This is a genomic window from Rahnella sp. PD4 (assembly GCF_049199325.1).
Lineage (GTDB): Bacteria > Pseudomonadota > Gammaproteobacteria > Enterobacterales > Enterobacteriaceae > Rahnella > Rahnella perminowiae.
In genome coordinates, this window is sequence record NZ_JBLZQF010000001.1 from 408,250 (window position 1) to 427,732 (window position 19,483).

At 53.3% G+C, this 19,483-nt stretch carries 21 protein-coding genes; 15 read left to right on the top strand and 6 right to left on the bottom strand.

Features of this window, described 5'->3' with window-relative positions:
* Positions 1–21: 21 nt before the first annotated feature.
* The 4 genes from ACOZIO_RS01760 to ydfG all read left to right on the top strand — a co-directional run bounded on the left by ACOZIO_RS01760 (position 22) and on the right by ydfG (position 4,027).
* Entirely contained in the window at positions 22–975 is a 954-nt protein-coding gene (locus ACOZIO_RS01760) for a carbohydrate kinase family protein (protein ID WP_217138650.1), read from the top strand.
* On the top strand, positions 976–2,070 hold the full coding sequence (locus ACOZIO_RS01765) for an ABC transporter ATP-binding protein (protein ID WP_129990710.1): 1,095 nt from the start codon (positions 976–978) through the stop codon (positions 2,068–2,070).
* A 25-nt stretch (positions 2,071–2,095) separates the two neighbouring features.
* Complete coding sequence (locus ACOZIO_RS01770; protein ID WP_377423184.1) at positions 2,096–3,151, top strand: aldo/keto reductase; 1,056 nt, start codon at positions 2,096–2,098, stop codon at positions 3,149–3,151.
* Between the two features lie 126 nt (positions 3,152–3,277).
* Complete coding sequence (ydfG, locus tag ACOZIO_RS01775; protein ID WP_129951301.1) at positions 3,278–4,027, top strand: bifunctional NADP-dependent 3-hydroxy acid dehydrogenase/3-hydroxypropionate dehydrogenase YdfG; 750 nt, start codon at positions 3,278–3,280, stop codon at positions 4,025–4,027.
* A 131-nt stretch (positions 4,028–4,158) separates the two neighbouring features.
* Here the strand turns inward: ydfG and ACOZIO_RS01780 are convergent, their stop codons facing one another.
* Positions 4,159–5,454, bottom strand: coding sequence for an NCS2 family permease (locus ACOZIO_RS01780; protein WP_129951302.1), 1,296 nt, complete (start codon positions 5,452–5,454; stop codon positions 4,159–4,161).
* 310 nt (positions 5,455–5,764) lie between these two features.
* Here ACOZIO_RS01780 and ACOZIO_RS01785 point away from each other — a divergent pair, with 310 nt between their 5' ends.
* Entirely contained in the window at positions 5,765–6,670 is a 906-nt protein-coding gene (locus ACOZIO_RS01785; RefSeq protein ID WP_129951303.1) for a LysR family transcriptional regulator, read from the top strand.
* Positions 6,671–6,674: 4 nt separating this feature from the next.
* Here the strand turns inward: ACOZIO_RS01785 and ACOZIO_RS01790 are convergent, their stop codons facing one another.
* The gene (locus ACOZIO_RS01790; protein ID WP_129951304.1) at positions 6,675–7,001 is read right to left on the bottom strand and encodes a YnfA family protein; all 327 of its coding nucleotides are present in this window, start codon (positions 6,999–7,001) and stop codon (positions 6,675–6,677) included.
* 133 nt (positions 7,002–7,134) lie between these two features.
* Between ACOZIO_RS01790 and ACOZIO_RS01795 the strand changes: the two genes are divergently transcribed.
* The 3 genes from ACOZIO_RS01795 (at position 7,135) to ACOZIO_RS01805 (ending at position 8,301) form a co-directional block, all read left to right on the top strand.
* Complete coding sequence (locus ACOZIO_RS01795) at positions 7,135–7,503, top strand: DUF1283 family protein (protein WP_129951305.1); 369 nt, start codon at positions 7,135–7,137, stop codon at positions 7,501–7,503.
* 52 nt (positions 7,504–7,555) lie between these two features.
* On the top strand, positions 7,556–7,849 hold the full coding sequence (locus tag ACOZIO_RS01800; protein WP_129951306.1) for a DUF1161 domain-containing protein: 294 nt from the start codon (positions 7,556–7,558) through the stop codon (positions 7,847–7,849).
* A gap of 185 nt (positions 7,850–8,034) precedes the next feature.
* Positions 8,035–8,301 (top strand): DUF3811 domain-containing protein, encoded by a 267-nt coding sequence (locus tag ACOZIO_RS01805; RefSeq protein ID WP_015697358.1) that lies wholly within the window; start codon positions 8,035–8,037, stop codon positions 8,299–8,301.
* 43 nt (positions 8,302–8,344) lie between these two features.
* On the opposite strand, the gene ACOZIO_RS01810 is transcribed toward ACOZIO_RS01805, so the two are convergent.
* Positions 8,345–9,964 carry a rhodanese-like domain-containing protein gene (locus ACOZIO_RS01810; RefSeq protein ID WP_421594867.1) on the bottom strand — a complete coding sequence of 540 codons (1,620 nt, stop codon included), beginning with the start codon at positions 9,962–9,964 and terminating at the stop codon, positions 8,345–8,347.
* The gene (locus ACOZIO_RS01815) at positions 9,957–10,562 is read right to left on the bottom strand and encodes a cysteine dioxygenase (RefSeq protein WP_129951308.1); all 606 of its coding nucleotides are present in this window, start codon (positions 10,560–10,562) and stop codon (positions 9,957–9,959) included. Before ACOZIO_RS01815 ends, ACOZIO_RS01810 begins: the two co-directional genes overlap by 8 nt.
* A 184-nt stretch (positions 10,563–10,746) precedes the next feature.
* Here ACOZIO_RS01815 and ACOZIO_RS01820 point away from each other — a divergent pair, with 184 nt between their 5' ends.
* The 7 genes from ACOZIO_RS01820 (at position 10,747) to ACOZIO_RS01850 (ending at position 16,583) form a co-directional block, all read left to right on the top strand.
* Positions 10,747–11,664, top strand: coding sequence for a LysR family transcriptional regulator (locus ACOZIO_RS01820; protein WP_421594868.1), 918 nt, complete (start codon positions 10,747–10,749; stop codon positions 11,662–11,664).
* Between the two features lie 79 nt (positions 11,665–11,743).
* On the top strand, positions 11,744–12,145 hold the full coding sequence (locus ACOZIO_RS01825) for a NirD/YgiW/YdeI family stress tolerance protein (RefSeq protein WP_165383683.1): 402 nt from the start codon (positions 11,744–11,746) through the stop codon (positions 12,143–12,145).
* 196 nt (positions 12,146–12,341) lie between these two features.
* Positions 12,342–13,439: an LLM class flavin-dependent oxidoreductase gene (locus ACOZIO_RS01830; RefSeq protein ID WP_421594869.1), complete on the top strand. Its 1,098-nt coding sequence runs from the start codon at positions 12,342–12,344 to the stop codon at positions 13,437–13,439.
* Positions 13,440–13,448: 9 nt separating this feature from the next.
* Positions 13,449–14,387, top strand: coding sequence for an ABC transporter substrate-binding protein (locus ACOZIO_RS01835; protein ID WP_129951312.1), 939 nt, complete (start codon positions 13,449–13,451; stop codon positions 14,385–14,387).
* Between the two features lie 148 nt (positions 14,388–14,535).
* Complete coding sequence (locus tag ACOZIO_RS01840; RefSeq protein WP_129990704.1) at positions 14,536–15,234, top strand: DJ-1/PfpI family protein; 699 nt, start codon at positions 14,536–14,538, stop codon at positions 15,232–15,234.
* Positions 15,235–15,365: 131 nt separating this feature from the next.
* Complete coding sequence (locus tag ACOZIO_RS01845; RefSeq protein ID WP_015697366.1) at positions 15,366–15,593, top strand: hypothetical protein; 228 nt, start codon at positions 15,366–15,368, stop codon at positions 15,591–15,593.
* A 135-nt stretch (positions 15,594–15,728) separates the two neighbouring features.
* Positions 15,729–16,583 carry a pirin family protein gene (locus ACOZIO_RS01850; protein WP_217157056.1) on the top strand — a complete coding sequence of 285 codons (855 nt, stop codon included), beginning with the start codon at positions 15,729–15,731 and terminating at the stop codon, positions 16,581–16,583.
* A gap of 60 nt (positions 16,584–16,643) precedes the next feature.
* Here the strand turns inward: ACOZIO_RS01850 and oxlT are convergent, their stop codons facing one another.
* Both oxlT and ACOZIO_RS01860 read right to left on the bottom strand, forming a co-directional pair.
* Positions 16,644–17,903, bottom strand: coding sequence for an oxalate/formate MFS antiporter (gene oxlT, locus ACOZIO_RS01855; RefSeq protein WP_235172848.1), 1,260 nt, complete (start codon positions 17,901–17,903; stop codon positions 16,644–16,646).
* 265 nt (positions 17,904–18,168) lie between these two features.
* Positions 18,169–19,338, bottom strand: coding sequence for a serine hydrolase (locus ACOZIO_RS01860; RefSeq protein WP_129951316.1), 1,170 nt, complete (start codon positions 19,336–19,338; stop codon positions 18,169–18,171).
* Between the last annotated feature and the right edge of the window lie 145 nt (positions 19,339–19,483).

Below are 19,483 nucleotides of genomic sequence, written 5' to 3' on the forward strand. Positions count from 1 at the left end.
AACACCAGGGAATTCTCATTAATGACAACCAAACCTCAGACCCGCGCCACGCTGTATGTCACGGGCAATATTAACGTCGATTTGATCATGAGTACGCTGCATGAATGGCCGAAAAAAGGCACGGAGGCGATGCTCGAAAGCAGTTCATTGCGCCCGGGCGGTTCAGCGGGAAACTGCGCGCTGGCGCTCTCTGCGCTCGGTTCTCCTTTCCGGCTGGTGGCGAATCAGGGCAATGACCAGTTCAGCGGCTGGCTGGCGGGTATGTTTCCGGAAAGCGCATCGCGCTGGCCAACCTGTGACTGCGAAACCTCACTGACCTTTGGCGTGACGCATCCTGATCACGAAAGAACATTCTTCAGTAATCAGGGGCATATTGTGCGCCTGTCCATGCAGGACGTTCTGGGGCAAATCCCTGAAACGGCTCAGGACGGAGACTGGGTATTACTGTGCGGTACCTGGCTGTGTACCGCACTGTATGCTGACTATCCGCAACTGCTGGCACAACTGAAACAGCGTGGTTACCAGGTGGCCGTCGACAGTGGCTGGCCGCCGGAAGACTGGAGCGATGCATTGCGCGAACAGGCAGCAAAATGGCTGCCGTTCTGCGATGCACTGTTGCTCAATGAAGTGGAAACCCTCGGGCTGGCGGATGCCGTCACGCTGGATGTCGCCGCGCTGACGTTACTGGAACAGATGGCGGACAACGCTTTTTGCGTGGCGAAATGCGGACCGGATGGCGCACGTTTGTGGGCAAACAGCCTGACGCTGCATCAGCATGCTGAACCGGTCGGGGTGGTCGATACCATTGGTGCCGGAGACAGTTTTAATGCCGGATTTTTATCCGCGCTGATTTATGGCCTGCCGCCTGCCACGGCGCTGCAATGGGGAGTTCGCGTTGCCGGTTGTGCCATCAGCAGTTCCCCGCGCCGTTATCCTGACTGGCAATCGCTTTTTGGCCTTGTGGAGAAAATCTAAATGGCTCTGGTAGAACTGGTAAAAGTCGCCAAACATTATGGCAAAGTACAGGTGCTGAAACCGCTGGATCTGACCATCCCTGACGGCAGTTTCACCGTGCTGGTCGGCCCCTCGGGCTGCGGAAAATCTACCTTACTGCGCCTGCTGGCCGGTCTGGAATCCCTCTCTGATGGCGATATTCTGCTCGATAAACAGCAGATCAACAATTTCGACCCCGCCGATCGCGATATCGCGATGGTATTTCAGAGTTACGCGCTGTATCCGCATCTGACCGTGGCCGAGAATATGGCGTTCCACATGCAGGTGAAGAAAGTGCCTAAAGCCGAGCAGCAGGCCAAAGTACAACAGGCCGCAAAAGTGCTGGGTATTGATCACTTACTGAAACGGCTGCCGAAAGATTTGTCCGGCGGGCAGCGTCAGCGTGTGGCAATGGGTCGCGCGCTGGTGCGTAATCCAAAAGTGTTTTTGTTTGACGAACCCCTGTCCAACCTCGACGCACAGTTGCGCATGGAACTGCGCGCCGAAATCAAGTCTTTGCATCAGCAGTTCCGCACCACTACCGTTTACGTGACGCATGATCAGGTTGAAGCCATGACACTGGCCGATAATATCGTGGTAATGAAAGACGGTTTTATCGTGCAACAAGGCGACCCTCTGTCGATTTACGACAAACCGGTAAACACCTTTGTGGCGCGGTTTATCGGCTCACCGCCCATGAACCTGCTCAGCGGTGTCTTCTGCCATGTTGACGGTCAGCCCGGTGTGAACTGTAATCAGTTGTGGTTCGCACTACCGGAGAAGTGGGCATTGCAGGCGCGGCATTCTGAGGGAGAACCTGTCACGCTCGGTGTGCGTCCGCATGATTTAAAACCGGTAGCGCACAACGCTCAACCCGCCGCCACATTACGATTGCTGGAAGTGACCGGAGAAAGCAGCCTGCTGCACATCGACTGGAACGGTTTCCCGCTGCACGTTCAGTTCGCCGGACGCGCCCGCGTCAGTGCCGGTCAGCCGCTGTATCTGGATGCTAACTGCGAGGCGATCCATCTGTTTGACGCGCAAACGGGTGAACGGCTGGTGGAAGATTTGAGGTAAAAATGACTCTCGAGGGAGATAAATGATGGAATACCGTCTGTTAGGCCGGTCTGGCCTGAAAGTTTCAGTACTCAGTCTCGGCACCATGACATTTGGTGGTCAGGGCAAATTTGCCAAAACCGGGCAAACTGACGTTGAGGCCGCAAAGCGCCAGATAGGATTATGTCTTGATGCAGGGGTTAACCTGTTCGATACCGCCGATGTCTATTCAGGCGGTGAATCGGAAGTTATTCTCGGTAAAGCGCTGGGCAGTAAACGTCACGACGTACTGGTTGCCAGTAAAGCCCGCTTCCCGATGGGCGAAGGCCCGAACGACCGGGGTTCGTCACGTCATCATATTCTGCGCGCCTGTGAAGCCAGCCTGAAGCGGCTGAATACAGATTACCTTGATCTGTACCAGTTGCATGAATGGGACGGCCTGACACCGCTGGAAGAAACGCTGCGGGCGCTCGATGATCTGGTCAGCAGCGGCAAAGTGCGTTATGTCGGTGTCTCCAATTTCTCTGCCTGGCACGTGATGAAAACGCTGGGTGTAGCGGACGCTAATCACTTCATCCGTCCGGTCAGTCAGCAAATCCATTACACCCTGCAGGCACGTGAAGCTGAATATGAGTTGCTGCCCGCCGCGCAGGATCAGGGGCTGGGCGTACTGGTCTGGAGTCCGCTGGCAGGCGGCCTGCTTTCCGGTAAATATCGCCGTAATCAGGCAGCACCCGAAGGTACACGCCATCTGGCCGACTGGGGTGAACCGCCGGTGCGTGACGAAAGTGCTCTGTATGACATAGTCGATGTGCTGGTAGATATCGCCGAAGCACGTGGCGTTTCTGCGGCGCAAATTGCGCTGGCGTGGCTGATTGCCCGTCCGCAGGTAACATCGGTCATTGTCGGCGCGCGCAACGACACACAGTTACAGGATAACCTGCTCGCCGCCGGTTTAACCCTCAATAACGAAGAAATTGAAAGACTTAATAAAGTCAGCCAGTTGCCTTTGTTGTATCCTTACTGGCATCAGGCGCAGACCGCACCGGATCGCTTGTCTGCAGCGGATTTATCGCTGATCGCGCCCTATCTGAAGAAGTAACTGCAATAAAATGATACGCACTGAGACCGGTTAACTCTGCCGGTCTCGTTATTTTTGTGTTAATACTTAAAGAGTTTCTTTAGTGGGCCTCGTGCACACCTTGCTTTAAAACAGAGGAATACCGGGATGATTATTTTTGTTACCGGCGCAACTGCCGGATTTGGTGCTGAAATCGCACGTAAGTTTGTTAAAGAAGGTCATAAAGTGATTGCCACCGGCCGCCGTAAAGAGCGTCTGGATGACCTGAAAGCCGAACTGGGAGATGCGTTGTACGCGGTTGAACTGGACGTGACTAACCGTGCTTCTATTGAAGAGGCTATCGCCAGCCTGCCTGCTGACTGGCGTAACATTGATGTTCTGGTTAACAACGCCGGTCTGGCTCTCGGTCTGGAAAAAGCGGATAAAGCCTCGCTGGAAGACTGGGACAAAATGATCGACACCAACACCAAAGGCTTGGTGTACATGACCCGCGCCGTGCTGCCGGGCATGGTGGAACGCAACACCGGTCATGTGATTAATATTGGTTCAACCGCAGGCAACTGGCCTTATGCGGGTGGCAATGTGTATGGCGCAACCAAAGCGTTTGTCCGTCAGTTCAGTCTGAACCTGCGCACCGACCTGCACGGCACTCATGTTCGCGTCACTAACATCGAACCGGGCCTGTGCGGCGGGACTGAATTCTCCAACGTACGCTTTAAAGGTGACGATGAGAAAGTCAGTAAAACCTACGACAATACGAATCCGCTGACCGCAGCCGATGTGGCCGAATCCGTATTCTGGGCATCCACCCTGCCGGCGCACGTCAACATCAACAGCATCGAAATGATGCCGGTCAGCCAGTCTCTCGCGGGTTTACAGGTACATCGCGAAGAGTGATATTGCTTGCTGATTGACAAAAAAAGCAGCTCCGGCTGCTTTTTTTTATTATCTGCACGTTATCAGTGCCTGCAAAAAAGGCGCGGCTATACTGCCCGCGCCCCCTTTTCTGCTGATGACTGACGTAACGATTACGCGCTCAGCCAGCCCAGTTTAATCACGAACAGAATCGACAAGACGATAAGCGCTGCGTTCAGTTCACGTGCACGGCCGGTCAGCAGTTTTGCCAGCGTCCAGGTGATGAAGCCAAACGCGATGCCGTTGGCGATGGAATACGTGAACGGCATGGTCAGCGCAGTCACGGTGACCGGCGCTGCCACAGTGATGTCTTTCCAGTCAATTTCAGCCAGGCCGGACGTCATCAGCACCGCGATGAACAGCAGAGCCGGAGCCGTTGCAAAGGCCGGAACGCTACCTGCCAGCGGAGCGAAGAACAGGCTCAGCAGGAACAGGATTGCGACAACAATCGCCGTCAGACCGGTACGGCCGCCTGCGCTTACGCCTGCCGCTGATTCGATGTAACTGGTGGTCGTTGAAGTTCCGAGCAGTGAACCGAACAATGCAGCCGCGCTGTCCGCCACCAGTGCACGGCCCATTTTAGGGATGTTGCCATCTTCGTCGGCCAGACCGGCACGTTTGGTCACGCCAATCAGGGTGCCGGAGTTGTCGAACACATCCACGAACAGGAAGGCAAACACCACGCTTATCAGAGAAACGTTAAACGCGCCTTTGATGTCCAGTTGCATGAAGGTTGGCGCAATCGAAGGTGGCATCGACATCACGCCGCCGAACGGTGAGTAGCCGAGCACAATGGCCAGAACGGTCACGGCCAGCACGCCGATCAACACCGCGCCGGTGATTTTACGGGCTTCCAGCACCACAATCAGAATGAAGCCCAGCATCGCAAACAACGGACCCGGCTTGGTCAGATCGCCCAGACCCACCAGTGTTGCCGGGTTAGCGATCACGATACCGGCGTTTTCCAGCGCAATCAGCGCGAGGAATAGACCGATACCCGCCGCAATGGCCGAGCGCAGAGGCAGCGGAATACTGCGGATAATCCATTCGCGGATTTTAAAAATCGATAATGCGAAGAAAATACAGGCTGAAAGGAAAACAGCACCCAGCGCGATCTGCCAGGTGTAACCCATATGCAGAACCACGGTGTAGGTGAAAAAGGCGTTTAACCCCATGCCCGGTGCCAGTGCGATCGGGTAGTTGGCAATAAAGCCCATCAGTGCGGAACCGATTGCGGCAGCAAGACAAGTTGCCACGAAAACCGAGCCTTTATCCATCCCCGTCGCGCCCAAAATAGACGGGTTAACAAACAGAATATAGGCCATTGCTAAAAATGTCGTCAGTCCGGCCACAATCTCAGTCCGCACGTTAGTACGGTGAGCTTTTAACTTAAATAGTTTTTCTAACATGAGAAAGAATCTCTTGGTCGCGTGATCACTTTCAGTCTGGTGATCAAAAATGCACGCTTGTTATTAGTGTTGTTTTTCAAAACACGCACGCGCGACAGCAGAACGAACGCCACAATTCGTCCCACAATTATCCCGTGAAATAAGGCACGCGCGCTTAAACGTGTTTTGACGAACCCTGTCATTGCCCGCTTTGCCTGTAAAACAACCTGAGGTGATTGTTTTACAAAGGGGCATCGCACAATCTAGGAAAAATGAGTGATGCAGTCCATAATAGTTATCTCACTTATTCACTGCATAAATTAGTACACCCATGTCCCCATTCTCCCGTTTTTCGCAATATTTTACCGAAGTCGCCCGAACAGGAAGTTTGCGCAAAGCGGCAGAAGTGCTGCACGTCTCAGCATCGGCCATCAACCGGCAAATCCTGCAGGCTGAACAAACGCTGGAAACTCCGCTGTTCGAGCGCTTACCCACGGGCCTGAAACTGACGTCAGCAGGCGAAATTTTATTTGATGACATCCGCCGCTGGCGGAAAGAGTTTTCCCGCACACGCGAACGTTTTGATGAAATCCAGGGGCTGCGGCGTGGGCATGTCACCATATCCATGATTGCCGCACTCAGTGAAGGCATGGTGGCGGAGCTGATTGCCGATGTGGGTGCAGAGCACCCTTATCTGACTTTTGATATCCGCATCGAAGACAGCCGGAATATCAGTGAACAGGTCAGTTCAGCGGAAGTGGATTTTGGACTGTTGCTTGACCCCGTCGAGCATACCGGGCTGGAAGTGCGCGCTTTTGCGGAATTACCCATCGGCATCGCGATGCCGGTCGGACATAAACTGTCGCAGCAGGAATCCTTGTCGTTCAGTGATATTGCCGCTTACCGGCAGATCATTCCCTCTGAGCCGCTGATGGTGAATGCCCGCGCCAGATTGCTGTATAACCGTTATCAGCTACTGGAAACGCCGTCGATCGTCTGCAATGACGTGCGCATGATGCGCGAACTTATCCGTAAAGGGGCCGGTGTCGGCGTACTGAGTTTGTTAGACGTATTGCCGGATTTACAGGAAAAGCGGCTGGCGTTTGTGCCGCTGCAGGGTCGCAGTGCCAAACCGCTGACACTGGCGCTGTGTGTTGCGCCACGCCGCCAGTTATCCCGTGCGGCACAGATTGTGATTCAGAAAGTGATTGTGCTGATGGAAAGATTGTCGCATTAACGCTTCAGGATGGTTTCCAGCCTGAAATAATGATCAGCATCCCCGCCAGGGCGACCAAAGCGCCCAGCCAGTCGGTGGTGCTGAGCTTCATGCCATCGACAAAGCGCAACCACAGCATGGCGGTCATGACATAAACACCGCCGTAAGCTGCATACACCCTGCCGCTGGCCGCAGGATGCAGTGTCAGCAGCCAGACAAAGGCTGCCAGACTGACCGCCGCAGGCAATAACAGCAGCATACTTCCCCCTTTCCTCAGCCAGAGATAAGGTAAAAAGCAGCCGATAATTTCTGCCAGCGCAGTCGCAAAGAACAGTAAAGATGTTTTGAGCATAACAGGGCCAGGTTTACAGTCCGTAGTTCAATAGGATATCAACCAGTTTACAGGCAAAAGGTGACGTCATTCAGCCGGATGTTATAATTTAGGGATTCGCCTGAGCGATATGTCTATATAAAAGGATGAGCTAATGAATACAACGTTTATAACCCGACTGACCCGCAGTGTACTGCCGGTGGCTTTGCTGGTCATGACCGCCGGCTGGCAGGCGCCTGCGCTCGCGGCCACCAACTGTGCGGGGGGAACCTGTGTCTTTGGCGGAACCGGCAATGATGCCATGACCAACGAAGAAGCACGTCAGAGCAAAGAGCAATGGAATGAAACTCAGCGCCTGCGGGCCATGAAAAACCAGCGTAACGAGAAAGATTTCTCCAAATACGATAATTCAATTGATCTGCGTGACAAGTGTGAAGCCAGCCAGAACATCAATGCGTACTGGGAACCGAACACCGAGCGCTGTCTTGATCGCCGTACCGGCCGTCAGTTACTGGCTCCGTAAATCCTGTCTGCTAGACTCATAAGTACACTGGTTTTCATAAAAGGAATGAATGATGAAAAAGACACTTCTGGCGGCTCTGGCTGTCGTTATGCTCGCACCGCTGGTAGCACAGGCTTCCTGTGAAAGCGTGAAAGCGGACATTACCCAGAAAATCGTGGCAAACGGTTTGCCTGAATCAGGATTTAAACTGGATATCGTGCCCAATGATCAGGCCGATCAGGCCGGTGGTCAGGTGGTTGGTCACTGCGGTAATGACAGTCAGAAGATTGTTTATACCAAAACTGCAGACGCAGGTGATAATTCAGCAGCCAGTCCTAAGACCGGGACGAGCCAGGATTCACAGTGATCTCAGACCGGATATGACGGGACGGCTTTTCACTTGCAGTGAGGGTTTGATCGGGATGAGTAACCCGGCGGGAGGCCACCGCGCAGCAACAGGGGGTGTTTAGGTGGCAACCCAAAATGTTGCAGCGACTCCCGCGGTCATTTCGACTACACTGGTAGCCACTTTCCTCACAGGATGCAGTAAAAATGAAAAGACTGACCCAACAAGATATGACGGAAAGCGAACAGCGTGAGCTGAAAACTCTGCTGGATAAAGCCCGTAAAGCACAGGGCCGTGAGCTGACGAATTCGGAAAATAACCGGATTAAAGATGACTACATCGATACATTGATGGCAGAAAAAGAAAAAGTCGCTGCGAAAGCGCGTGCCGAAAAGCGCCGTAATAAAGCCGTTCCAAGCACCTCTGCAACATACGACTGGACAGCCCGCACGCATCCGCGCGGCCGCCGTTAAAAACTAACTGAACCTCTGCGTTCCTCACGCAGAGGCCTCAGCCTCAGGCTTCCGGTAATCTGAAACCATGCGTTCCGTCTTTTTCTAACTGCCCGACCAGCCCGTATTCCCAGTCCAGATAATCCTGCATCGCTTGCGGGCTGACATCCGTGCCTTCGTATGGACGACGATACCTGTCCTGTGCATCGCTCAGATAAACAGAATCACCGCGTTCGAGCAGCAGCCCCTGATCAATCCAGCCCACCGTGCCTCTTTCCAGCAAGTAAACCGGTTTGCCGGTTAATTCAGCCAATTCCGTGACAGCGTAACGTGCGAGTAAACCGCTGGTGCAGGTGACAACCCAACGTTCTTTCTCCGGCTGTAAGGCGATAATCTGCGGGATATTCCCCCGCGTGGTCCAGACTGCTCCCGGTATGCGCCGGTTACGGAAATTCGCGCTGGTCGTGAGATCGATAACGCCGGTATTGCCCTCACTCAGCCAGCCCAACAGTTGCTCCGGTTTGATGGATTCCACTGCCGGTGCAGGTGCAACCCGGGATTTCCAGTCGCCCTGTTCAGTCAGATCTTCGGGCTGAACTTCCGCGACATACACTTCCCAGTTCATCTGTGCCAGCCACGAAGCCGCCATGTGTGCACGCACACCATCATTATCCACCAGCACTACACGTGCGCCGCGAACGCTGGCGTAGTGATCGGTTTCCTGAACCAGCTGGCCGCCCGGAACGTGACGCGCCCCGGCCAGGTGCCCGGCACGAAATTCTTCTGCCGTACGCACATCAAACACGTATAACGTGCGCGTCTCATCTCGTTGCCAGTCACGTATTTGTGACAGTGTCACTGAACGCACACCTGCGCGTAAAGCCAGCGTCTGTGCGCCTTTTAAGGCGAATCTGCGGGAGGTTTCAGTCAGCGCAGGAAACTGGGTATGTTGCAGATGAGACAGCTTCTGTCGCGCCAGTGTCCAGCCAATTGTCCCGTTACGCAGTGCAGACACCGGCTGCGTAAATCCGGCATTAATCAGTGACTGAGCACCGATAATGCTGCGGGTACGCCCCGCACAATTAACAATCACGTGTGTGTTTTCATCAGGCACCACATCTTTCAGGCGCAGCACAAGTTCGCCTCCCGGCACGCTCACACCGCCCGGAATACTCATCACCTGAAATTCATCAAACCGGCGCACATCCAGTACGGCAATATTGGCGCCCTGCTGTTGCAACGCCAGCACCTGCTCCGCGCTCAGTGACGGTGTGCGGTAGTGATGTTCTACCCATTCCCCGAAGGCTTTGCTGGGCGCATTCACATCCGTAAATATCTCACCACCCGCCTCTTTCCAGCCCGCCAGATCGCCAGCCAGCAACGCGATATCCTGATACCCCAGCGATTTGAGTAATTGAGCCGCCCGCACAGTTTTACGCTCACCGCGCTGCACATTATAAAACTCGCCGTTATCATACAGCGTGACCGGTGTATGGCGGTTGGGAATGCGATCCTGCACCTCAAGTTCCAGTTTAGACAGGGCCAGGTTAGCGGCAAACAGCGGATGCCCGGTGGCAAATGCCGCTTCCTCACGCAGGTCAACCAGCGCCACCTCCTGACCGGCGAGCAGGGCTTCGCGGAGTTCGGAAAAGTGACGTAAAGGCAGCGAATTTGAATCAGACATGATTTTTCTCTTTTGACAGGTCCCAGATATTGGGAAGATGCGGGCTGGAATAGCCGGAAATAAAGGTTTTCTCTGTGCCGTCTGGCAGGTAAACCGCCCGTGATACCGCGCCGATATTACCGCCATAAACATGAATGCTGACCGATACCTGGTCCTGATAAAAATTGCTGACCTGGTGGATATCCAGCTGATCTGGCGCGATTTTTTCCACATCCCCCGGTTGCAGCGTCACCGCGTTTCCTTCGGGCTGCAGGGTGCCGTCCGGGTGGCGGATAAAATTCTGGCTGACTTCTGCGCCGCGCAGCATCCCTATCAACCCCCAGACGCGATGGTCATGTACCGGTGTTTTCTGCCCCGGCCCCCAGACAAAACTCACTACGGAAAAGCGCGACAAGGGATCGGCATACAACAGATATTGCTGATAATGCCCGGGATGCGGCTGCGCAAACTCATGCGGCAGCCAGTTATCTTCACGGATTAGCCTGCCCAGCAGATGGCTTCCCTGCGCGAGTATTTGCGTCTGCTCATGCGGTTCCTGTACCAGCCGGGTGAAATCCGCCAGAAACTCTCTCAGCGGCGCGAGCTGTAAAGGGGTCATCGCTTTGCTCCTGTCTCATGATTTTCTTCACAGGCTAGCACCGGGCAGATGCAACCAAAATTCATTTTATGGATAAGCTAATATGCAAATCACACATAAAAATGTGCATCGGGATCCAGCTTCCTGCATAAAATTGTTTTATTCTGCCCGGATACGTTATGACTAATCCTGACACTGAGTGCCCATGAAAATTGAAGACCTGACTGCTTTCGTCGCTGTTATCCGCCTGCAATCGACCCGGCTGGCTGCTGATGAGCTGGGGCTGACCCAGCCGGCAATTACCCGTCGGGTACAAAATTTTGAGGAATCGCTGGGTATTGCGCTGCTCAACCGCCAGACCAAGCCCCTGAAACCGACGCTGATGGGCAACCGTGTTTATCAGCAATGCCGGCATATTTTACGTGAAGTGGATGCGCTCAGTGATTTGGTGGCAGCCGACAGCCCGCCGTCGGGACTTCTGCGCCTGGCCGTGCCACAAAGTCTGAGTGAAAGCAGTCTGTTACCCGCCCTGAAAACCCTGTCTGCACAGTTTTCGGAAATCCAGCCAAGACTTTCCAGTGGCTGGGGCGAAGAGTTGTTGTTACGGGTACAGCAGCAGGAACTGGAAGCGGCGGTCGTGCTGTTCCCCGCCAGTAAGCAATTCCCGGAGGGTGTCGAAAGCCAGCCGCTCGGCACTGTCGATTTAGTGGTTGTCGGCCCGAAAGCCGCACAGGCTGAACCACAACGTCTGGAAGATTGTTATCAGCAAGGGTGGATCCTCAATCCGCAGGGTTGTGGTTTCCGTGCCGCCCTGCAACGCGCGCTGACAGAACAGGGTTTACCTTTGCTCATTAACCTTGAGGCATTTGGCACCACCTTACAGTTATCCCTTATCGCCGAAGGGCGCGGCCTCGGTCTGATGCCTCGCGCACTGGTTGAAAAACATGCACTACGTCCGGAACTGACATTGTATGCGCTGAAAGATTTCGCCCCCCGCAGCCAGTTGTGGCTGATTTATCCCAACGTTCCTGCAAGTCAGGTACCGGCAATAGATGTGTTTGCGGCGGCAATTGCTCACGGGCTGGATTTACCGCTACACAGCGCGAACAGTTTTGGGGAATAATCTGGAACATCCCCGTTTGCGGGCAAAATAGTTATTTTCTGCCATGCTTTTTATTACTGGAAATAAGCAGAGGAAACTGATGATGAAATCATGGATTATTATTTTGCTGGCCGCATTCGCTATTAATACACAGGCTATGGCCGATACCGGTGGCGGATTTAAAAGTGACGACACGCCCCCGCCTCAGCAAAAACAGGACAGCGGTAAGCGTGGTACGCAGGATGCCCATGAGAATAATGTTGCCAATATCCAGAAAACACAGTCGCTCAACTGGGTGACGATTGAAGGATATTTAATTAAAAAGACCGGTGAAGATACGTATATTTTCCGTGATAAAACCGGCACGATGAATGTGTTTATTAAGAAATCAGCCTGGGAAGGTCAGGAAATTACCCCTGCGGATTTGGTGAGTTTAAGCGGACGCACCGAAAAGAAAGGGCACGAAATAGTGCTGAATGCTGAGCATTTACGCAAACAATAACCGTTTCTGAATGCCTGCCTCCCCGGACTGACCTTAAGGCCAGCCGGGGTGTCACTCCCCCGCCCCTGTGATGCACATTTTTCATATTAGCTTATGAAGATAATGAATTTCTCACATAGTAAGTTGCCGTTTATGGTGATAACTCCTGCCAGCGCAGAATGTCATCCGCTGGCCTCATCACGAGGAGTGACAGCCTATGAGCGTGCAATTTATTGGTATGATCGGACACCGTCTGGCTTCTGAAATCATCCCGCCGACCGGTCCCATTTTCGATAAAAAATACATTTCTGATTTCGCCAAAGCCCATGAAGATGCCGGTTTTGACCGTATTCTGGTGGCTTATGCCTCCGACCAGCCCGATGCTTTTCTGGTCACCGCGCATGCCGGGGCCAGTACATCCCGCATTCATTTCCTTCTCGCTCATCGCCCGGGCTTTGTCGCACCGACGCTGGCTGCGCGAAAGCTGGCGACCCTCGATCATCTGCTGGATGGCCGCGTGGCGGTGCACATTATCAGCGGTGGCAGCGATGCGGAACAACGTCGTGACGGCGATTTCGTGGCGAAGTCCGGCCGCTATCAGCGCACGGATGAATATATCGATGTGCTGAAACAGAGCTGGTATTCAGAAACCGGTTTTGATCATCAGGGCGAGTTTTATCAGGCGGAAAATGCTTTCTCCGCCATTAAACCTTATCAGAAAAAACTGCCGGTATTTTTCGGCGGATCTTCCGATGATGCCATCCGCGTGGCGGGCAAACAGGCCGACGTGTTTGCGTTATGGGGAGAGCCACTGGCCAGTGCCGCAGAAACGGTGGAAGCCGTGAAAGCCTCAGCGGCAAAATACAACCGGGCGATCAACTTCAGTATTTCCTTCCGCCCGATCCTGGGTAAAACAGAGGAAGAAGCCTGGGCGAAAGCCGATGAAATCCTTTCAAAAGCAACAGCCCAGCAGGCTGAAAAAGGTCAGACGCTGGCAGCTAAACCACAAAGTGTGGGTGCTCAGCGTTTACTCAATGCCGTCGCACAGGGTGACCGTCTGGATTCCTGCCTGTGGACTGGCATCGCCGGGCTGATTGGCGGCGGTTCCAACTCTACGGCCCTGGTCGGCACGCCGGAACAGGTTTCCGATGCACTGCTCAAATATTACGATCTGGGCATTACCACTTTCCTGATCCGCGGCTTTGATCCCCTTAACGACGCCGTCGAATACGGCAAAAGCCTGATCCCGTTGACGAAGCAGAAAATCGCTGCCCGTGAAGCCCGACAACACACCGCCGTTACCGCACTGAGTTAAGGAACCCCGATGCGACTGAATGTGAGAAATCTTTTTCTGCTGGTCACGCTGACCGGCGCCGTGTTTGCTGCCAGTGCCGGACAAATTACCCTGCGGGTCGCCGATCAGAAAGGCAACATGCGGGCACAGCTGGAAGCAGCGAATAAGCTGGAAAATCTGCCGTATAAGATTGAATGGTCAGAGTTCCCGGCCGCCGCACCGCTGGCAGAAGCGCTGAATGCGCAGGCGGTGGATGTGGGTATTATCGGCGATGCGCCGCTGTTATTTGCGCAAGCCGCAGGTGCGCAGGTGAAAGCCATCGCCGTGGATAAGTCAGACGCCTACGGCACCGCGCTGCTGGTAAAACCAGACAGCCCGCTCAAAAGTGCGGCGGATCTGAAAGGCAAAAGTATCGCGACCAACCGCGGTTCCATAGGCCATTTCGTTGCGCTGAAAGCCCTCGCCTCTGCCGGACTGAGCGCCAAAGACGTCACGTTCCGCTTCCTGCCACCCAGTGATGCGAAGCTGGCGCTGACGCAAGGTTCTGTGGATGTCTGGGCGACCTGGGAGCCCTACACTGCATTCGCAGAAACGCAGGATCACCTGCGTGTTTTAGTCAATGGTCGCGGTTTGTGGTCGGGTAACAGCTTCCTTGCTGCGACGGATACGGCGCTGAAAGATAAGGCTAAACGCGAGGCCATCGCTGATTATCTGCAACGTCTGAGTGATGCGCAGGTATGGGCGTATAAAAATCTGGATACGTACAGCGAAAAACTGGCAAAAATCATCGGTTTCCCGCTGGAGGCCGCGAAGCTTGGGTTCGAGCGCCGTCAGTCCTACTGGCAACCAATAGATGCCACGACCGAGACGCAGCAACAGCAAACGGCGGATTTCTATCATGCGCAGGGATTATTGCCCGTCGCACTGAACGTCGCCGGTACCTTTGATCACTCGTTTCTGCTGAAATAATCGCGAAGAAGCATGACAACTGCCTGTTGCATCCCTCCCCGAAAAATCGGGGAGGGATATGTAGTCATCCGGATGTTAATTGACTACTCTGCTTAATCACTTTCTTTGTCAATCTGACCTCAGATGTCCGGCAAACAGGGAGCAGTAAATGAGCGACTTTCCGGCTTTATCAATCGGCATGCTTTTGTTTCCGCAACTTACACAATTGGATCTGACGGGGCCGTTTGAAGTCTTCGCCAGAGCACCGGGGGCCAAAATCCATCTTATCTGGAAAACGTCGGATCCCGTGACGTCTGACCGGGGCATGCGTATTTTACCCACCCATACATTTGAAAATTGCCCTGAACTGGATGTCATCTGCATCCCCGGTGGACCCGGCCAGATAAAACTGATGTCCGATGATGAGACGCTCACTTTTATTCGCCATAAAAGTGAAAATGCCCGGCTGGTGACTTCCGTATGCACAGGTTCTCTTGTGCTTGGCGCAGCTGGCCTGTTACAGGGGTACAAAGCCACGTCCCACTGGGCTTCGCTTGACCAGCTTACCTTACTCGGTGCCGAGCCCGTGAATGAACGCGTGGTCAGGGATCGCAACAGGATTACCGGTGCGGGAGTAACATCAGGCATAGATTTCGCTTTAAATGTCATTGCCGATATTTATGGCAACGACATAGCGCAAGGTATTCAGTTGCAAATGGAATACGACCCTGAACCGCCCTTTTTATCAGGTTCTCCCCGTGTTGCATCCGCGAAACACGTTGAGCAGGCCAAAAAAAACATGGCCTCCTTTATTGAGACAAGGCGCCTCGCGACAGCCGCCGCAGGGCTTAAATTACCCAAAGGCTAGTTTATTCATACACAGATACGCTAAGTTTTCAGCGAGTTGGATAAACTGTGAACTGTCGCCCTGCAAGTAAAGCCCGGACGTGGTTAATAGAGGATGTCGCCCGAAATCAGGCTTAGCTAACAGGATGCAGCATGGAAAATTACGCCAACAAAAGCGGTGATTCACAGGTTGTCAGCTTCCAGATTGATGCCAATTCGATTAAAGTCCGCTTTAAAAATAATCACGTATATCTTTATGACATCCGTCATCCCGGCCCTGAACATCTTGAAAAGATGAAGGAACTGGCGCGTGCTGGCTGGGGATTAAATACTTATATCGAAAGCGAAGTGAAAACTGATTTTTCATCCAAAGTATTCTGAAGTTTCCGGGGCGTCCGTGAGCCGGTCGCCCCTCAGCGCTCTCCTGAATTACAGCTTGTTAACATTCATCTGTGACAACATCATAAAACCTCGCTAGTCTTCGTAAAAAGCCCAATGTTTTCCCGGAGCATCACCATGACCCGCAAAATTGTTCAGCAATATAAAGCTTATCGCGATGATATTCGTGATCTGCAAACCCGCCGGCCAGTCCCCGGACCGCAGCTCGAACAACTCGACCCTTTCCTGTTTCTCAATCATCACGGTCCGCAGGTGTATGCACCGGATAATCTCGGTCTGCCGTTTGGTCCGCATCCGCACCGCGGGTTTGAAACCGTGACCTTTATTCTCCGTGGTGAGCTGGCACACAGCGATACCGGTGGTCATGAAAGTATTATCGGCCCCGGCGGTGTGCAATGGATGACAGCCGGTTCCGGCCTGATCCATTCTGAACTGTCTCCGGAATCGTTTAAACGTAGCGGTGGCGAACTGGAAATCCTGCAACTGTGGATTAATCTCCCTTCACGTTTGAAAATGACAGCACCGGGCTATGTTGGTTTACAGGCAAACGAAATCCCGCAGATCCCGCTGAGCAAAGGTCAGGGTACGGTCAATCTGATTTCCGGCAGCGTAGCAGGCGTCACCGGCCCGATCGCTTCACTCACCGGCGTAACCATGATGACGGTAGAAATGACAGCGGGAAGTGAAGTGACCTTACCGGCACCCGCTGCGCGACAGGTGTTTCTGTATACCGTGAAAGGCCGCCTGACGATTGAGGGTGACGAGGCGCAAGCCTGGCATCTGATTGAGCTGGATAACAATGAAGATCGCGTCATCATTACCGCAAAAGATGACGCCACGTTCCTGTACGGCCATGCCGATAAAATCAATGAACCGGTGGTGTCACACGGGCCGTTTGTGATGAACACCACACAGGAAATTAACCAGGCAATTCTGGATTATCAGGCCGGGAAATTTGATGTGAAGTTATGACAGGAAAGTATAAATATCAAAAAGGCACCGAAAGGGTGCCTTTTTGCTGTTTAAAGTTATTCAGTCACGGGCTGCCTGCATAAAACGGGCGCGCCAGGGTTTCAGTACCCAGAGTGCCAGAATGGCCGTGACAAAATCCAGCGTGATGGCACAGGTGAATACAACGTTCCACCCTCCCGTGTGCTGGTAAATCAGTGCCGCAAGCGGGCCGCCAAAAATGGATCCTATGCCCTGCGACATATACAACCAGCCATAATTGGCTGTGGCATTCTGACTGCCAAAGGTGTCGGTCAGCGTTGACGGGAACAAGGAAAAAATTTCTCCCCAGCCAAAAAACACCACGCCGGAGAGCAGAACGAACAAGACAGCATTGTCGCGGCACATCAGCCATAAAATCATCGCACAACCTTCCAGCGCAAATGCGATAAACATCGTCTGCTCACGACCAAATTTATCCGAAATAAAACCGAAAAGCGGACGTGTCAGCCCGTTGGTAAAACGGTCAATGGTCAGTGCGAGCGGCAATGCAGCCATGCCAAACACCACCGCCTCCGTGATACCAAAATCATGGGCAAACACCGCCATTTGCGATGTGACCATCAGCCCTGAAGTCGACATCATCGCCATCATGAAAAACATCAGCCAGAACAGGGGCTGCCTGAGCATTTGTTTCGGACGGTACTGTTTGCCTTCCATAACCATGACCGGCACATCCTGACGCTCGCTGAGCGACGGCGGCAGCCGTAATCCCTGGCTGGCCAAAAAACCAATGACAGCGAAAATAACGCCAAAGACAATCAACGTACTTTCCAGCCCGCGACTGGTCAGTGACGTCGAAACCGGGAACGTGGTCAGAATTGCCCCCATGCCGTATCCGGCTGCCACCATTCCCGCCGCAAAGCCACGTTTATGCGGGAACCAGCGCACCATCAACCCGACGACACCGACATAAACAATGCCGGTACCCAGTCCGCCGATGCAGCCATAGACCAGATAAAGGCCGGCAATGCTGCTGACTTGTGAGGCCAGTACCCAACTGAACCCTGATAACAGCGTGCCGATTGAAATCAGTTTCCGCGGGCCAAAACGTTCAATCAGGCTGCCCTGAAAAGGAGAAAAGAAGGTCTGCAGAATAATCAGTAGCGAGAACGTAACCTGTAACTCTGCCAGCGGAACCCCCAGTTTAAGCGCGAGCGGTTTAGTCAGCAGAGTCCAGACATATTGCGGACTGGAAATCGCCGCCATGCAAATCAGCCCCAGCACTAACTGCCGCCACCGTGCGCCAGCCGCGATTGTCATGGGCATATTCAATGTTGTCATTCGTCGTCTCCCTTATTTCCTGTCAACGCCAGCCAAAGATTTTTAACATTGCTAGCAAGAAATAAGTTCTCAGCAACAAACATGCCACATTGATTCGATAGGATTTTCAGGTAATTACACCTGCCCTATCCGACCGACAGTCATAAAGATGTCACGCCGGTCTTGCAGAATGTTCACCTGTGGTGCAGCAGGTGCAAAAAAAGAGCCTGCTTTTCGGGCAGGCTCTTTTTGCGTTTTGTTTGCGTTTTGACAAGCGGGACAGCACTTAGATTTTCAGTTTCACATAATCAATCGCACGGCTGATGATCCCGCCCTGGGCAACATCTTCCAGCGCTACCAGCGGCACGGTTTTGATGACTTTGCCGTTATCCACGATATTGATACTGCCGAGCGCCTGGCCTTTCTTCAGCGGTGCGTCAATTTGCGGATTACTCAGCACATACTGGGCTTTCAGTTTATCGGCATCGGCCTGCGGCACACTGATAAACACATCACTCAGGGAACCGACTTTGACCTGTGAATTCGCACCGAACCACACGTGTTCGTTGGAAACGGTCTGATCAGCTTTGAAAATCTGTTTACTGGTGTATTCGCGGAAACCCCAGGTCAGCAGTTTGCGCGCCTGTTCTTCGCGCCCTTTTGCACTTTTACCCCCCATCACAACAGCGATCAGACGGCGGTCACCCTGTGTTGCAGAGGCAATAATGTTGAAACCGGCGCTTTCGGTGTGACCCGTTTTCAGGCCATCCACCTGCAGGTTTTTATCCCACAAAAGTCCGTTACGGTTTTGCTGAGTGATGTTGTCATATGTCAGCGACTTCTCGGCATACATATGATATTCCTCGGGTTCCCCGCCGATAATGGCGCGGGAAAGTTTCGCCAGATCGTAAGAGGTGGTGTACTGCCCCGGCGCGTCCAGGCCATGTACCGTCTCGAAATGGGTATTGGTCAGGCCCATGCTGACCACGTACTGATTCATCATTCCTACGAATGAATCCTGGCTGCCCGCCACGTAATCAGCCATGGCTACGCAGGCGTCATTACCAGAAGTAATGATAATGCCACGGATCAGGTCACGTACGGTGACATGGTCGCCCGGCTTGAGGAACATCAGTGAGGAACCGGCCAGACTTTTATTACCGGCGACCCAGGCTTCCTGCGGAACGGTCACCACGTCATCCATGGTGATTTTTTTATGATCTAACGCGCGGTCAATGACATAACCGGTCATCAGTTTGGTCAGACTGGCCGGGTTACGGCGTTCATCCGGATTGCCGGCGGCCAGCACATCACCACTGGCATAATCCATCAGCACAAAAGACGCTGCGTCAATGCTCGGTGGCACGACAGGGAAATCCAGTGGTGCGATAGCTTTCGCACTGCCTGCGGAGAACATCAATACACAAGATAAAACACTCATTACACTACGTTTCACTGAATCTTCCTTAAACGCGCCATATTGCCGATCTATTAACAGACGGGGCAATATATCAAAAACCTATGGGATAAAAATCTGCGGCATAGGTTGCACTAAAACCCCCGTCAGAAAAACCCTTAGTCTTTTGCTAACCATTTCATAG

Bases quoted from the DNA above. Each gene is read 5' to 3' on its own strand.
- ACOZIO_RS01760 (WP_217138650.1), top strand. From the start codon at position 22: ATGACAACCAAACCTCAGACCCGCGCCACGCTGTATGTCACGGGCAAT.
- ACOZIO_RS01765 (WP_129990710.1), top strand. From the start codon at position 976: ATGGCTCTGGTAGAACTGGTAAAAGTCGCCAAACATTATGGCAAAGTA.
- ACOZIO_RS01770 (WP_377423184.1), top strand. From the start codon at position 2,096: ATGGAATACCGTCTGTTAGGCCGGTCTGGCCTGAAAGTTTCAGTACTC.
- ydfG (WP_129951301.1), top strand. From the start codon at position 3,278: ATGATTATTTTTGTTACCGGCGCAACTGCCGGATTTGGTGCTGAAATC.
- ACOZIO_RS01780 (WP_129951302.1), bottom strand. From the start codon at position 5,454: ATGTTAGAAAAACTATTTAAGTTAAAAGCTCACCGTACTAACGTGCGG.
- ACOZIO_RS01785 (WP_129951303.1), top strand. From the start codon at position 5,765: ATGTCCCCATTCTCCCGTTTTTCGCAATATTTTACCGAAGTCGCCCGA.
- ACOZIO_RS01790 (WP_129951304.1), bottom strand. From the start codon at position 7,001: ATGCTCAAAACATCTTTACTGTTCTTTGCGACTGCGCTGGCAGAAATT.
- ACOZIO_RS01795 (WP_129951305.1), top strand. From the start codon at position 7,135: ATGAATACAACGTTTATAACCCGACTGACCCGCAGTGTACTGCCGGTG.
- ACOZIO_RS01800 (WP_129951306.1), top strand. From the start codon at position 7,556: ATGAAAAAGACACTTCTGGCGGCTCTGGCTGTCGTTATGCTCGCACCG.
- ACOZIO_RS01805 (WP_015697358.1), top strand. From the start codon at position 8,035: ATGAAAAGACTGACCCAACAAGATATGACGGAAAGCGAACAGCGTGAG.
- ACOZIO_RS01810 (WP_421594867.1), bottom strand. From the start codon at position 9,964: ATGTCTGATTCAAATTCGCTGCCTTTACGTCACTTTTCCGAACTCCGC.
- ACOZIO_RS01815 (WP_129951308.1), bottom strand. From the start codon at position 10,562: ATGACCCCTTTACAGCTCGCGCCGCTGAGAGAGTTTCTGGCGGATTTC.
- ACOZIO_RS01820 (WP_421594868.1), top strand. From the start codon at position 10,747: ATGAAAATTGAAGACCTGACTGCTTTCGTCGCTGTTATCCGCCTGCAA.
- ACOZIO_RS01825 (WP_165383683.1), top strand. From the start codon at position 11,744: ATGATGAAATCATGGATTATTATTTTGCTGGCCGCATTCGCTATTAAT.
- ACOZIO_RS01830 (WP_421594869.1), top strand. From the start codon at position 12,342: ATGAGCGTGCAATTTATTGGTATGATCGGACACCGTCTGGCTTCTGAA.
- ACOZIO_RS01835 (WP_129951312.1), top strand. From the start codon at position 13,449: ATGCGACTGAATGTGAGAAATCTTTTTCTGCTGGTCACGCTGACCGGC.
- ACOZIO_RS01840 (WP_129990704.1), top strand. From the start codon at position 14,536: ATGAGCGACTTTCCGGCTTTATCAATCGGCATGCTTTTGTTTCCGCAA.
- ACOZIO_RS01845 (WP_015697366.1), top strand. From the start codon at position 15,366: ATGGAAAATTACGCCAACAAAAGCGGTGATTCACAGGTTGTCAGCTTC.
- ACOZIO_RS01850 (WP_217157056.1), top strand. From the start codon at position 15,729: ATGACCCGCAAAATTGTTCAGCAATATAAAGCTTATCGCGATGATATT.
- oxlT (WP_235172848.1), bottom strand. From the start codon at position 17,903: ATGACAACATTGAATATGCCCATGACAATCGCGGCTGGCGCACGGTGG.